Raw genomic sequence first — 13,507 nt, 5'->3', positions numbered from 1 at the left:
AGAAAAGTGGAGAACCTCATCGCGCTGCTGGTGGCGGCGCCCCTGCTCGGAGCGGCGGTCCTGCTGTGCGGCGGACGCCGGCTGGACGCTGTCGGCCACTGGCTCGGCACCCTGCTCGCGGCCGTCTCCTTCGTGCTCGGCCTGGTGCTGTTCAGCGACATGCTCGCCCAGGACGCCGACCAGCGCGTCATGAGCCAGCACCTGTTCAGCTGGATCCCCGTCGAGGGCTTCCAGGCGGACGTCGCCTTCCAGCTCGACCAGCTGTCCATGACGTTCGTGCTGCTGATCACGGGCGTCGGATCGCTGATCCACCTGTACTCCGTCGGGTACATGGAGCACGACGAGCGGCGCCGCCGCTTCTTCGGCTATCTGAACCTCTTCCTCGCGGCGATGCTGATCCTCGTCCTCGCCGACAACTACCTGCTGCTGTACGTCGGCTGGGAGGGCGTCGGTCTCGCCTCCTACCTGCTGATCGGCTTCTGGCAGCACAAGCCCAGCGCCGCGACGGCCGCCAAGAAGGCCTTCCTGGTCAACCGCGTCGGCGACATGGGCCTGTCCATCGCGATCATGCTGATGTTCCTGTGGTTCGGCACCTTCGCCTTCGGGCCGGTGCTCGGCGGCCACGAGGAGGCCGGGCTGGCCGGCGCGGCCGGTGAGGACAAGCTCACCGCCATCGCCCTGATGCTGCTGCTCGCCGCCTGCGGCAAGTCCGCCCAGGTGCCGCTGCAGTCCTGGCTCGGGGACGCGATGGAGGGCCCGACCCCGGTCTCGGCCCTCATCCACGCCGCGACCATGGTCACCGCGGGCGTCTACCTGATCGTCCGCTCCGCGGCCGTCTTCAACGGCGCCCCGGACGCGCAGCTGGTCGTCACCATCGTCGGCGCGGTCACGCTGCTGTTCGGTGCGATCGTCGGTTGCGCGAAGGACGACATCAAGAAGGCCCTGGCCGGCTCGACCATGTCGCAGATCGGGTACATGATCCTCGCCGCGGGCCTCGGCCCGATCGGCTACGTCTTCGCGATCATGCACCTGGTGACGCACGGCTTCTTCAAGGCCGGGCTGTTCCTCGGCGCCGGTTCGGTCATGCACGGCATGAACGACGAGGTCGACATGCGCCGGTACGGCGGCCTGCGGAAGTACATGCCGGTCACCTTCGTCACCTTCGGCCTCGGCTACCTGGCGATCATCGGTTTCCCCGGACTGTCCGGGTTCTTCTCCAAGGACAAGATCATCGAGGCGGCGTTCGCCAAGGGCGGCACCGAGGGCTGGATCCTCGGGGCCTGCGCCCTGCTCGGCGCGGCCATCACCGCGTTCTACATGACGCGCGTGATGCTGATGACGTTCTTCGGCGAGGAGCGCTGGCGCGACGCCCCGACCCCGTCGCCGGCCAAGCCCGACGTGGAGCCCGCCGCCGAGACGCGCGGCGAGTACACCCCGCCGCACCCGCACGAGTCGCCAAAGATCATGACCGTCCCGATGATCGTGCTGGCGATCGGATCGGTGGCCGGCGGCGCGTTCTTCAGCATCGGCGACCGCTTCCTGCACTGGCTGGAGCCCGTCACCGGTCACAGTCACGGTCATCCGCCGATCAGCGCGGGCGTGGTCACCGGCGCGACGGTGGCGTGCATGGTGATCGGCGTGGCCCTCGCCTGGGCGCAGTACGGCCGCCGCCCGGTCCCGGCCGTCGCCCCGCGCGGCTCGCTGCTCACCCGGGCCGCCCGGCGCGACCTCTACCAGGACGACTTCAACCACGTCGTCCTGGTCCGCGGCGGCGAGCACCTCACGCGGTCCCTGGTCTACGTCGACCACACCCTGGTCGACGGCGTGGTCAACGGCACGGCGGCCTCGGTCGGCGGCCTCTCCGGGCGGATGCGCAAGCTGCAGAACGGCTTCGCCCGCTCCTACGCGGTCTCGATGTTCGGCGGCGCCGCGGTCATCGTCGCCGCGACCCTGCTGATGAGGGCGGTCTGATACCGATGTCCTTTCCTCTGCTGACAGCGACAGCGGCGCTCCCGGCCGTCGGGGCGATCGCCACGGCCGCCGTACCGGCCGCGAAGCGCACCGCCGCCAAGTGGCTGGCGCTGCTCTTCTCGCTCGCCACCCTCGCCCTGGCGATCACCGTCCTGGTCCGATTCGACCCGGACGGCGACCGCTACCAGCTCACCGAGTCCCACGCCTGGATCGCCGACTTCGGCGTCCGCTACGAACTGGGCGTCGACGGCATCGGCGTGGCGCTCATCGCGCTCACCGCACTGCTGATGCCCTTCATCATCCTGGCGGGCTGGCACGACGCCGACCCCCTGGAGACCGGCAGCAGCCGGTGGCGGCCGACGCAGGGCTTCTTCGCCCTGATCCTGGCCGTCGAGGCGATGGTGATCCTCTCCTTCGAGGCCACCGACGTCTTCCTCTTCTACATCTTCTTCGAAGCCATGCTGATCCCGATGTACTTCCTCATCGGCGGCTTCGGCGACCGTGCCCACGAGCACGGCGAGAAGACGGCGGCCACGCAACGCTCGTACGCCGCGGTGAAGTTCCTCCTCTACAACCTGGCCGGCGGCCTGATCATGCTGGCCGCGGTGATCGGCCTGTACGTCGTCGCCGGGAACTTCTCGCTCCAGGAGATCGCCGAAGCCCGCGCCAACGGCACGCTGGACATGGCGACCGGCACCGAACGCTGGCTGTTCCTCGGCTTCTTCTTCGCCTTCGCGGTGAAGGCGCCGCTGTGGCCGCTGCACACCTGGCTGCCCAACGCGATGCAGGAGTCGACGGCCCCGGTCGCGGTCCTCATCACGGCGGTCGTCGACAAGGTCGGCACCTTCGCGATGCTCCGCTTCTGCCTCCAGCTCTTCCCGGAGGCCAGCAAGTGGGCCACGCCCGTGATCCTCGTCCTGGCGCTGATCAGCATCGTCTACGGGGCGCTGCTCGCGGTCGGCCAGCGCGACATCAAGCGGCTGATCGCCTACGCGTCGATCTCCCACTTCGGCTTCATCATCATGGGCATCTTCGCGATGACGAGCCAGGGCCAGTCCGGGGCGACGCTCTACATGATCAACCACGGCATCTCGACGGCGGCGCTGATGCTGGTCGCCGGCTTCCTGATCTCCCGGCGCGGCTCGCGGCTCATCGCCGACTACGGCGGGGTGCAGAAGGTCGCCCCGGTGCTCGCCGGCACGTTCCTGATCGGCAGCCTCGCCACCCTGTCCCTGCCGGGACTGGCGCCGTTCGTGAGTGAGTTCCTGGTCCTGGTCGGCACGTTCACCCGCTATCCGGTCATCGGCATCATCGCCACCTTCGGCATCGTCCTCGCCGCGCTCTACACCCTCGTCCTCTACCAGCGGACGATGACGGGCCCGGTGAAGCCGGAGGTGTCCACGATGCCCGACCTCAGGATCCGTGAAGTCGTGGTCGTCGCCCCGCTGGTCGTACTGCTGATCTTCCTGGGCGTCTACCCGAAGCCCGTCACGGACATCGTCAACCCGGCGGTCGAGCAGACCATGTCCGACGTACAGAAGAAGGACCCCCAGCCCGAGGTGGAGGCGGCCAAGTGAGCGCATCAGCCGTCCACAGCCTGTGGACAAACGCGGCCGACCCGATCAGCAAGATCGACGCGCCGAAGTTCGAGTACGGACAACTGGCGCCCACCCTGATCGTCGTGGGAGCGGCGATCGTCGGGATCCTGGTCGAGGCGTTCGTACCGCGCAAATCCCGCTATTACGCGCAGATGTTCGTGTCGGTCGTGGCCCTCGCGGCCGCGTTCGCCGCGGTGGTCGCCCTCGCGGCCGACGGCTACGGCACGACCAAGGCGCGCATCGCGGCGATGGGCGCGATCGCCGTCGACGGACCGGCCCTGTTCCTGCAGGGCACGATCCTGCTGACGGCCCTGGTCGGCCTGTTCACCTTCGCCGAGCGGCGTCTGGATCCCGCGGCGCACGGCAAGCGCGTGGACTCCTTCGCCGCGCAGGCCGCCTCCGTGCCGGGCAGCGAGAGCGAGAAGGCAGCGGTCAAGGCCGGGTTCACCACCACCGAGGTGTTCCCGCTGCTGATGTTCGCGGTGGCCGGCATGCTGATCTTCCCGGCGGCCAACGACCTGCTGACGCTGTTCGTCGCCCTGGAGGTCTTCTCCCTCCCGCTGTACCTGCTGTGCGCCCTGGCCCGCCGCAAGCGGCTCATGTCCCAGGAGGCGGCGGTCAAGTACTTCCTGCTCGGCGCGTTCGCCTCCGCGTTCACCCTGTTCGGCATCGCGCTGCTGTACGGCTACGCGGGCTCGATGTCGTACGCGACGATCGCGCAGGTCGTCGACGGCACCGTGCAGGACGTCGACCCGGCGCTCGCCGGCACGATGGGCAACGACGCGCTGCTCCTGATCGGTGCCGCGCTGCTGGTGATGGGCCTGCTGTTCAAGGTGGGCGCGGTGCCGTTCCACATGTGGACCCCGGACGTCTACCAGGGCGCCCCGACCCCGGTGACCGGCTTCATGGCGGCGGCGACCAAGGTGGCCGCCTTCGGCGCGCTGCTGCGCGTGCTGTACGTCGTCCTGCCCGGTCTGCGCTGGGACTGGCGGCCGGTGATGTGGGCCGTGGCGATCGTCACCATGCTGGGCGGTGCGATCGTGGCGATCACGCAGACCGACATCAAGCGGCTGCTGGCGTACTCGTCGATCGCGCACGCCGGGTTCATCCTCGCGGGTGTCATCGCGACCACGCCCGACGGCGTCTCGTCCGTCCTCTTCTACCTGGCCGCGTACTCGTTCGTGACGATCGGCGCCTTCGCGGTGGTCACGCTGGTGCGCGACGCGGGCGGTGAGGCGACGCACCTGTCCAAGTGGGCGGGGCTGGGCCGGCGTTCGCCGCTGGTGGCCGCCGTGTTCGCGGTGTTCCTGCTGGCCTTCGCGGGCATCCCGCTGACGTCCGGCTTCTCGGGCAAGTTCGCCGTGTTCAAGGCGGCGGCGGAGGGCGGGGCCGCCCCACTGGTTGTCATCGGCGTGATCTCGTCGGCGATCGCGGCGTTCTTCTACATCCGCGTCATCGTGCTGATGTTCTTCAGCGAGCCGCGGCCCGAGGGCCCGACGGTGGCGGTGCCGTCACCGCTGACCATGGCGGCGATCGGTGTGGGAGTGGCGGTCACGCTGGTGCTCGGTGTGGCCCCGCAGTACTTCCTGGACCTGGCGGGGCAGGCGGGCGTCTTCGTCCGCTGACGCCCGGCCCGCGGCGGGACGGCGGCCCGGCTCCTCTCGGGGGGAGCCGGGCCGCCGTCCTGCGCGGCGGGGGAGGCAGGCGGGAGCCGGCGCGGCCCGGGCGTTCTCGACCAGAAGCGGAGGGAAGCGCCCGGTCGCCGGTCGGTCACGGAGGGACACGGGCGCTGCCTGTGGACAACTCGGGTGCTGTCGGTGGGTGCGCCTATCGTGGACGCAGTGGTCGAGGGACGACGTACGGGGGACACGACGATGGGCGGGACGGGCGGTATCGCCGAGATGGCAGTGACCGAGAACGAGGCCCTGGCCACGCTGCACCGGGTCTTCGGGTACGAGGCCTTCCGGGGCGAGCAGGAGGCGGTCGTCGAGCACGTGGTGTCCGGCGGGGACGCCGTGGTGCTCATGCCGACCGGTGCCGGGAAGTCCCTGTGCTACCAGATCCCCGCCCTGGTCAGACCGGGCACCGGGGTGGTCGTCTCCCCGCTGATCGCGCTCATGCAGGACCAGGTGGACGCGCTGCGTGCCGCGGGCGTGCGCGCCGGGTTCATGAACTCCACGCAGGACTTCGACGAGCGGCGGATGGTCGAGGCAGAGTTCCTGGCCGGGGAGCTGGATCTGCTGTACCTGGCGCCGGAGCGGCTGCGGCTGGAGAGCACGCTCGACCTGCTCTCCCGGGGCAAGATCTCCGTCTTCGCGATCGACGAGGCGCACTGCGTCTCCCAGTGGGGGCACGACTTCCGGCCCGACTACCTGGCGCTGTCCCTGCTCGGCGAGCGCTGGCCCGACGTGCCGCGGATCGCGCTGACGGCGACGGCCACCCGGGCCACGCACCAGGAGATCACCGAGCGGCTGGACATGCCGTCGGCGCGGCACTTCGTGGCGAGTTTCGACCGGCCCAACATCCAGTACCGCATCGTGCCCAAGGCCGACCCGAAGAAGCAGCTGCTGAGCTTCCTGCGCGAGGAGCACCCGGGCGACGCGGGCATCGTCTACTGCCTGTCGCGCAACTCCGTCGACAAGACGGCGGAGTTCCTCAGCCGCAACGGCATCGAGGCGGTGCCGTACCACGCGGGCCTGGACGCGGGCACCCGCGCCGCCCACCAGTCCCGCTTCCTGCGCGAGGACGGCCTGGTCGTGGTGGCGACCATCGCCTTCGGCATGGGCATCGACAAGCCGGACGTCCGCTTCGTCGCCCACCTCGACCTGCCCAAGTCGGTCGAGGGGTACTACCAGGAGACGGGCCGGGCCGGCCGGGACGGTCTGCCCTCGACGGCCTGGATGGCCTACGGGCTCAACGACGTCATCCAGCAGCGCAAGCTGATCCAGTCCGGTGAGGGCGACGAGGCGTTCCGGCGGCGGGCGCAGGCCCACCTTGACTCGATGCTGGCGCTGTGCGAGACGGCCCGGTGCCGCAGGGGCCAGCTCCTCGCCTACTTCGGCCAGGACCCGGACCCGTCCGGCTGCGGCAACTGCGACACCTGCCTGACCCCGCCCGAGACCTGGGACGGCACGGTCGCGGCGCAGAAGGTGCTGTCGACGGTGGTGCGGCTGCAGCGGGAGCGCGGGCAGAAGTTCGGCGCGGTGCAGATCGTCGACATCCTGCTGGGCAAGCGCACCGCCAAGGTCATCCAGTTCGACCACGACCAGTTGTCCGTGTTCGGCATCGGTGAGGACCTGAGCGAGCCGGAGTGGCGGGGCGTCATCCGCCAGCTGCTGGCGCAGGGCCTGCTCGCGGTGGAGGGTGACTACGGCACGCTGGTGCTCACCGAGGCCAGCGGGGCGGTGCTGCGGCGGGAGCGGGAGGTGCCGCTGCGCAAGGAGCCGGCGAGGCCGGTGACCGGCCGGTCCGGCTCCTCCCTGGGTTCCGGACGGGGGGAGCGCAAGGGCAAGGCCGCCGCGGTCGAGCTGCCCGCGCAGCTCCAGCCGGCCTTCGAGGCGCTGCGGGCCTGGCGCGCCGAGCAGGCACGTGAGCAGGGCGTCCCGGCGTACGTCATCTTCCACGACGCGACGCTCAGGGAGATCGTCCTGGCGTGGCCCACGTCGGTGGCAGAGCTGGGCGGGATCGGCGGAGTGGGCGAGAAGAAGCGGGTGACGTACGGGGAGGGTGTGCTGGAGGTGCTCGCCTCGCTGGACGCACCGGCCGGCCCGGCCCCCGGTGACGAGACGCCCTCGGCCCCGTCTCCCGCCCCGGCCGCGCCGGGGGATGACGCGGACCTCTGGCCCGATGCGGACGAGGAGCCGGAGCCCGAGGACTGGAGGTGACCCGGGCCGCCGGCTGAGCGGCGGGACCTGCACCGGCGACGCCCCGCCCGGGGCGGGGCGCCGCCGGTGGTCACAACGCCCGCGCCGCGTACGCCCTGACGTCCGCGTCCGAGTCCGCCGTCGCCGTGGCGAGTGCCGCCCGGGCCTCCTCGGTCGTGCCGTGCCGGGTCAGGGCGAGGACGGCGGCCTTGCGGACGTCGGCGTTGGAGTCCGCCAGGGCCTTGGCCAGGGCCGGGACGGCCACGTCGGCCTCGGCGACCGACAGGGCCGTCGCCGCTCCGGCCCGCACCTGCCAGGCCGGTTCGGCCAGCGCGGCCACCGCCCGGCTGGACAGGGGGCCGGGGCAGCCGGTGGTGCCGAGGGCGGCGTAGGCGGCGGCGCGCACCAGGGCGTCGGGGTCGCCGAGCAGCTCGGTGAGGGCCGCGGTCACGGACCCGGTCTCCGCTCCGGCACCGGCCCGCGGGCGGCCGCCGGCCCCGGCGGCGATCCGTGCCGGGGCGTCAGCCGGGGAAGCGCCTCCCGTGAGGTCGCCGGGGCCGGTGCCGGCCAGGCGTTCGGCGCCCACCGTGGCCAGGCCCCTGGCGATGGCGACCCGCACTTCGCGGGACGGGTCGGCGGAGGCCGCGGCGGCCAGTTCCTCGGCCGCGTCCACCGAGACGAGCGCCCGTACGGCCTCGGTCCGGACGGCGATGTCGGAGTCGGTCAGGGAGGCGGCGAACAGGGCCGCGTCCCCGAGACGCAGGGCGCGCAGGACGTCGAGGGCGGCGGCGCGCACCACCGGGTCCGGCTCGGCCAGGGCGGCGACGAGACCGTCCCGCAGGCCGGGCCCCGGCGGGAGCGTCTCGACGAGCTCCCGCAGGGAGGCGGCCGCGGCGGCACGGACCTCGGCGGCCTGGTCGCGCAGGGCCGAGGCGAGGGCGGGCCCGGTTCCCGGGGGCAGCGTCTCGGTGAGGACGGCGACGGCCTCCCGGCGGACGGCGGGTGCCGGGTCGGCCAGATAGGGCCGCAGGGCGTCGAGTTCGGGCTGCTCGTCGGCGAGGGCGACGAGTTCGAGGAGCCGGGCGGCGGACCGATCACCGTCCGGCCCGGGGGAGGGCGGTGCCTGCGGTCCCGCGGTGGGCAGGCCCGGCGCGCCCGCCCCGACGCCGGCGGCCACCGGTGCCACCTCGCGTGAGCCGGCCGTCGCCACGTCCTCCGCGTGGACCTCGCCGATGTGCCGGGGCGCGCCGCCGACCGGGTCGAAGCCGTCGACCGGGACGAGGTAGGGGGCCACGGGACGGGCCGTGAACTCCATGGCACCGGACGGGGACTTGCGCAGATCGAGGTGGTGGAACCAGGACGCGTCGTCGCGGCCGGGGTGGTCGAGACGGTCGTGGTAGAGACCCCAGCGGGACTCCGTGCGGGCCAGGGAGGAGCGGGCGGCCATCTCCGCGCAGTCGCGGATGAAGGTGACCTCGGCGCAGCGCATCAGTTCGTGCGGGGTGCGGGCCCCCATCTCCGCGATGTCGTCGCGCATCCGCTCGAACGCCTCCAGCGCCAGCGACAGCCGGGCGCCGGACTTGGGCGGGGCCACGTAGTCGTTCACGAAGCGGCGCAGTTTGTACTCGACCTGGGGCTGCGGCGGGCCGTCGGGGTTGCGCAGCGGCCGGTAGACCAGTTCGTGCGCCTCGCGCAGCTGGTCGGCCGGCAGCGGCCCTTCGTACGCCGAGTACCGGGAAGCGTCGGCGCCGGCCAGGTCGCCGAAGACGAACGCGCCGATCATGTAGTTGTGCGGGACGCAGGCCAGGTCGCCGGCCGCGTAGAGGCGGGGCACGGTCGTGCGGGCGTGGTCGTCGACGCGGACGCCGGAGGCGGAGTGGCCGCCGCACAGGCCGATCTCGGAGATGTGCATCTCGACGTCGTGGGTGCGGTAGTCGTGGCCGCGGCCGGAGTGGAAGGTGCCGCGGGTGGGGCGTTCGGTGGAGTGGAGGATGGTCTCCAGGGCGGAGACCGACTCCTCGGGCAGGTGGCTCAGCTTCAGGTAGACGGGCCCCCGGTCGGAGGCCACCTCCGCCGCGAACTCGGCCATCATCTGCCCCGACCAGTAGTCGGAGTCGACGAAGCGCTCACCGTGCCGGTTCACCTGGTAGCCGCCGAAGGGGTTGGCGACGTAGGCGCAGGCCGGGCCGTTGTAGTCCTTGATCAGTGGGTTGATCTGGAAGCACTCGATGCCGGTGAGTTCGGCGCCCGCGTGGTAGGCCATGGCGTAGCCGTCGCCCGCGTTGGTGGGGTTCTCGTAGGTGCCGTAGAGGTAGCCGGAGGCGGGCAGGCCGAGGCGGCCGCAGGCGCCGGTCGCGAGGATCACCGCGCCCGCGCGGATCTGGACGAACCGCCCCGTGCGGGTGTGGAAGCCGGCCGCCCCGACGGCCCGCCCGTCCGCCGTGAGGACCCGCACCGGCATCACCCGGTTCTCGATGCGGATCCGCTCGCGCATCTCGCGCCGTCGCAGCTGCCGGTACAGCACCTTCTTGACGTCCTTGCCCTCCGGCATCGGCAGCACGTAGGAGCCGGAGCGGTGCACCTGGCGGACGGCGTAGTCGCCGTGCTCGTCCTTCTCGAACTTCACGCCGTAGGACTCCAGCCGCTGCACCATGGCGAAGCCGCGCGTGGCGGTCTGGCGGACGGTGGACTGGTCGACGATGCCGTCGTTGGCGCGGGTGATCTCGGCGACGTAGTCGTCGGGTTCGGCGCGGCCGGGGATGACGGCGTTGTTGACGCCGTCCATGCCCATGGCGAGCGCGCCGGAGTGGCGGACGTGGGCCTTCTCCAGCAGCAGCACGTCCGCGCCGTGCTCGGCGGCGGTCAGGGCCGCCATGGTGCCGGCGGTGCCGCCGCCGATGACGAGGACGTCGCAGCTCAGCTCCTCGGCGTCGGCGAGGGGCGGGACGGCCAGGGGGGTGTCCGCAGAGGGGTTCACGGAGGTGGTCACCGGGGTGCCTTTCACGTACCGAGTCACGTACCGAATCACGTACCGAGCGAGGTGAGGACGTCGCGCCGCAGGGCCGTGCGGTCCGGGTCGTCGTGCGCGGAGCGGTCGCGCGGGCGGGGGATGGCGCGCACGGAGAGCAGGCCGCCCGCGCCGAGCAGGGCCACCCGGTCGCCGAGGAACAGCGCCTCGTCCACGTCGTGGGTGACGAAGACGACGGTGGCGCCGGTGCCCCGCAGCACCTCCACCAGCAGGTCCTGCATGCCGGCCCGGGTCTGTGCGTCCAGCGCGCCGAACGGCTCGTCCATCAGCACGGCGCGGGGCCGTCCGGCCAGGGCACGCGCCAGTTGCACGCGCTGGCGCTGCCCGCCGGAGACGCGGTGCGGCAACTGCCGCTCCTGGGGCCCGAGTCCGACCCGCTCCAGCCAGGACCGGGCCTGCTCCCGCCGGTCGGCGCGGGGCACCCCCCGGATGGCGAGCGGGAGTTCGACGTTGCCACGCAGGGTGCGCCAGGGCAGCAGCGCGTCCTCCTGGAAGACCAGGGCGCGTTCGGCCGAGGGGCCGGTCAGCGGCCGCCCGTCCTCGGTGAGGGTGCCCGTGAGCGGCGGCAGCAGCCCGGCCAGGGTGCGCAGCAGGGTCGACTTGCCGCAACCGGACGGGCCGACGACGGTGAGGATCTCGCCGGGCGGGACGTCCAGGTCCACGCCGTCCAGGGCGGGAGCGCCGGGACGGCCCAGACCCGCTCCGGACAGCGTGAGGCGGGTGCCGCGCACCGCGGCGCCGGGCGGGCCGTCCGGGACACCGGCCTGCTTCGCCGGGGATGCGGTGGCGGGGACGGTCTCAGACGAGGTGCTCATCGCGGGCCTCCTCGGTTCGGGCGCCGCCGGGCGCCTCGGACGGGGTTCCGCCTGCGGGGGCGGGTGCCGGCTTCCCCGGCCGGTCCGGCCGGTGCGCCCGGGCCGCCGTACCGTGCGCGGTGCGCGGCAGCCAGCGGGTGAGGCGGCGGCCCAGGAGTTCCACCGCGGTGGAGGTGAGCCAGCCCAGGACGCCGATGGTGACCATGCCGACGAACACGCCCGGGTAGTCGACGACGGTGTAGTCCTGCCAGGTGCGGTAGCCGACGCCGTACTGGCCGGAGATCATCTCGGCGGAGATCACGCAGATCCAGGACACGCCGATGCCGACGGACAGGCCGCCGAACACCCCGGGCAGCGCGCCCGGCAGCACGACGGAGCCGAGGATCCGCCACCGGCCGCCGCCCATGGTGCGTACGGCCTCCTCCCACACGGGGGTCAGGGCCCGCACGGCGTGCCGGGTGGAGACCAGGACCGGGAAGAAGGCGGCGGTGCAGGTGATGAAGACGATGCCCTGCTCGTTGGAGGGGAACAGCAGGATCGCGACCGGGACCAGGGCGATGGCGGGGACCGGCCGGAGCACCTCCAGGACGGGGCCGAGCAGGTCCTCGGCCAGCCGTGAGCGCGCCACGAGCACGCCCGTGGCCACACCCAGGACGGCGGCCAGCAGGAAACCGGTGAGGATGCGGGTGAGGCTGTCGGTGAGGTCGGTCCAGTAGTCCGGCCCGGACAGCCGGGCGCCGAAGGCCCGGGCGACGTCGGTGACCGTGGGGAACTGCGAGAAGCGCAGCCACAGGTCGACGTCCCTGCTGGTCAGCACCTGCCACAGACCGAGGGCGGCGGCCAGGGAGGCCGCCCGGAGCGCGTACCGCCTCACGACGCCCGCTCCAGGGCGTCGGCGTAGGAGACGACCCGTGCCCCGCGGTGCGCGGCGACGTAGGCGCGTGCGGTGTCGGGAGCGACGAACGGCAGCAGCCGCCGGCCGTCGGTCACCCACACGGCCTTGTCGGCGAACCAGAGGGTGCCGGTGGTGGCGTCGGGGACGTAGGCGGCGCGGATCCCGTCGCGGTGCCCGGCGAGGTGACGCAGCAGCTCGGAGGGGGAGCCGAAGGTGACCGTCTTCGAGGCGCCCTCGGGCCAGGCCTCGCTCGCGGCCGGGGCGGGCTTCGTGGCGAGATGCCGCGAGTACGCCGTCGTCCCGAGGGCCTTCTTCACGTACCGGTCGTCCACGAAGGAGTCGACGTCCACGTCGCCGGTGAGCTTCGCCGACTTGAGGATCGCGACGTCCTTCTTCAGCGCGGCCACGAGCTGGGGCTTGATGGCCGGGTCGAACGTGGCGATGCCGTGGGCGCCGTTGTAGAGGTAGACGACCTCCGCGGGCAGGCCGGTGGCCTTCGCCACCTTCTCCGCGGCGGCCACCGGGTGGCGGTGGAGGTAGTCCGTCGCCTCCGCCTGGGCCTTGAGGAAGGCCTCCAGCACGGCCGGGCGCCGCGTGGCGAACTCCTCGCGCGCGGTGACGCCGTGGAAGGTGGGCAGGTTCAGCCGGGCGCCGTCGTAGAGCGCCTTCGCCTTGCCCTGGAAGGCGAGCAGACCCGGCCAGGCGACGAACTGCGACAGTGCGTCGGCGCTGCCCGCGGTCAGGGCCGAGGCGCCGACGGAGGGCTGCTGGTTGAGCTTCTCGATCCCGTCCTCCGGGTCGATGCCGGCGCGCTGCAGGGCCCGTACGAGGGTGCCGTCGGCGGCCGACCCCACGCTCGTGGAGACCTTCGCGCCCTTCAGGTCCTTCAGCGACTCCCGTGACGAACCGGGCGCGGTGACGATGGTGTTGAGGCCGCCGCGCAGGTTGTAGCCGGTGACCGAGACCAGGCGGGTCGGGCTGTTCAGCTGCTTGCCGCGGGCCGCGTTGATGAGGAGCGGGAAGTCGCCCATCGAACCGATGTCGATCTTCCCGGCGGTCATCTGCGCGGTGATGGGCGCGCCGGTGGCGTAGTCCTGCCAGTCCACCTTGTAGCGCACGCCGTCGTGCAGGGCGTTCAGCTGCTTCTCGAAGGCACCCAGGGAGCGGAGCAGGGTGCCCGCCGTGACGGTGTTGATCGTCCGGGACTGGTAGCCGACGGTGACGGTGACCGTGGAGCCGCCACCGGCCTCGGCGTCACCGCCGCAGGCGCTGAGCGGGAGCAGGAGGACGACCGCGGACAGGGCGACTGCTGTGCGTTTCATGGGAGTTCGGGCCTC

The 13,507-nt window shown here is 72.3% G+C and carries 8 protein-coding genes; 4 read left to right on the top strand and 4 right to left on the bottom strand.

Annotated elements, in window-relative coordinates:
- Positions 1-6 precede the first annotated feature (6 nt).
- The 4 genes from nuoL to recQ all read left to right on the top strand — a co-directional run bounded on the left by nuoL (position 7) and on the right by recQ (position 7,453).
- A complete protein-coding gene (nuoL, locus tag ACZ4M5_RS31310; protein WP_467741846.1) occupies positions 7-1,971 on the top strand; it encodes an NADH-quinone oxidoreductase subunit L in 1,965 nt (654 codons plus the stop codon).
- 5 nt (positions 1,972-1,976) lie between these two features.
- Positions 1,977-3,548, top strand: coding sequence for an NADH-quinone oxidoreductase subunit M (locus ACZ4M5_RS31305; protein ID WP_467741844.1), 1,572 nt, complete (start codon positions 1,977-1,979; stop codon positions 3,546-3,548).
- A complete protein-coding gene (gene nuoN, locus ACZ4M5_RS31300) occupies positions 3,545-5,194 on the top strand; it encodes an NADH-quinone oxidoreductase subunit NuoN (protein ID WP_467741842.1) in 1,650 nt (549 codons plus the stop codon). The genes ACZ4M5_RS31305 and nuoN overlap by 4 nt, the downstream gene beginning before the upstream one ends.
- Before the next feature lie 249 nt (positions 5,195-5,443).
- Complete coding sequence (recQ, locus tag ACZ4M5_RS31295; protein WP_467742020.1) at positions 5,444-7,453, top strand: DNA helicase RecQ; 2,010 nt, start codon at positions 5,444-5,446, stop codon at positions 7,451-7,453.
- Positions 7,454-7,523: 70 nt separating this feature from the next.
- On the opposite strand, the gene ACZ4M5_RS31290 is transcribed toward recQ, so the two are convergent.
- Genes ACZ4M5_RS31290 through ACZ4M5_RS31275 form a run of 4 tightly spaced genes read right to left on the bottom strand, consistent with a single transcriptional unit; the run spans position 7,524 to position 13,492 of the window.
- Complete coding sequence (locus ACZ4M5_RS31290; RefSeq protein WP_467741840.1) at positions 7,524-10,421, bottom strand: fumarate reductase/succinate dehydrogenase flavoprotein subunit; 2,898 nt, start codon at positions 10,419-10,421, stop codon at positions 7,524-7,526.
- Between the two features lie 35 nt (positions 10,422-10,456).
- On the bottom strand, positions 10,457-11,275 hold the full coding sequence (locus ACZ4M5_RS31285; RefSeq protein ID WP_467741838.1) for an ABC transporter ATP-binding protein: 819 nt from the start codon (positions 11,273-11,275) through the stop codon (positions 10,457-10,459).
- Positions 11,259-12,149, bottom strand: a complete 891-nt coding sequence (locus ACZ4M5_RS31280) for an ABC transporter permease (protein WP_467741836.1) — start codon at positions 12,147-12,149, stop codon at positions 11,259-11,261. The genes ACZ4M5_RS31285 and ACZ4M5_RS31280 overlap by 17 nt, the downstream gene beginning before the upstream one ends.
- Positions 12,146-13,492 (bottom strand): ABC transporter substrate-binding protein, encoded by a 1,347-nt coding sequence (locus tag ACZ4M5_RS31275; RefSeq protein ID WP_467741834.1) that lies wholly within the window; start codon positions 13,490-13,492, stop codon positions 12,146-12,148. Before ACZ4M5_RS31275 ends, ACZ4M5_RS31280 begins: the two co-directional genes overlap by 4 nt.
- Between the last annotated feature and the right edge of the window lie 15 nt (positions 13,493-13,507).

The sequence above is a fragment of the Streptomyces sp. NPDC026246 genome (assembly GCF_055567995.1).
This window is presented reverse-complemented; position numbering and strand designations above follow the sequence as displayed.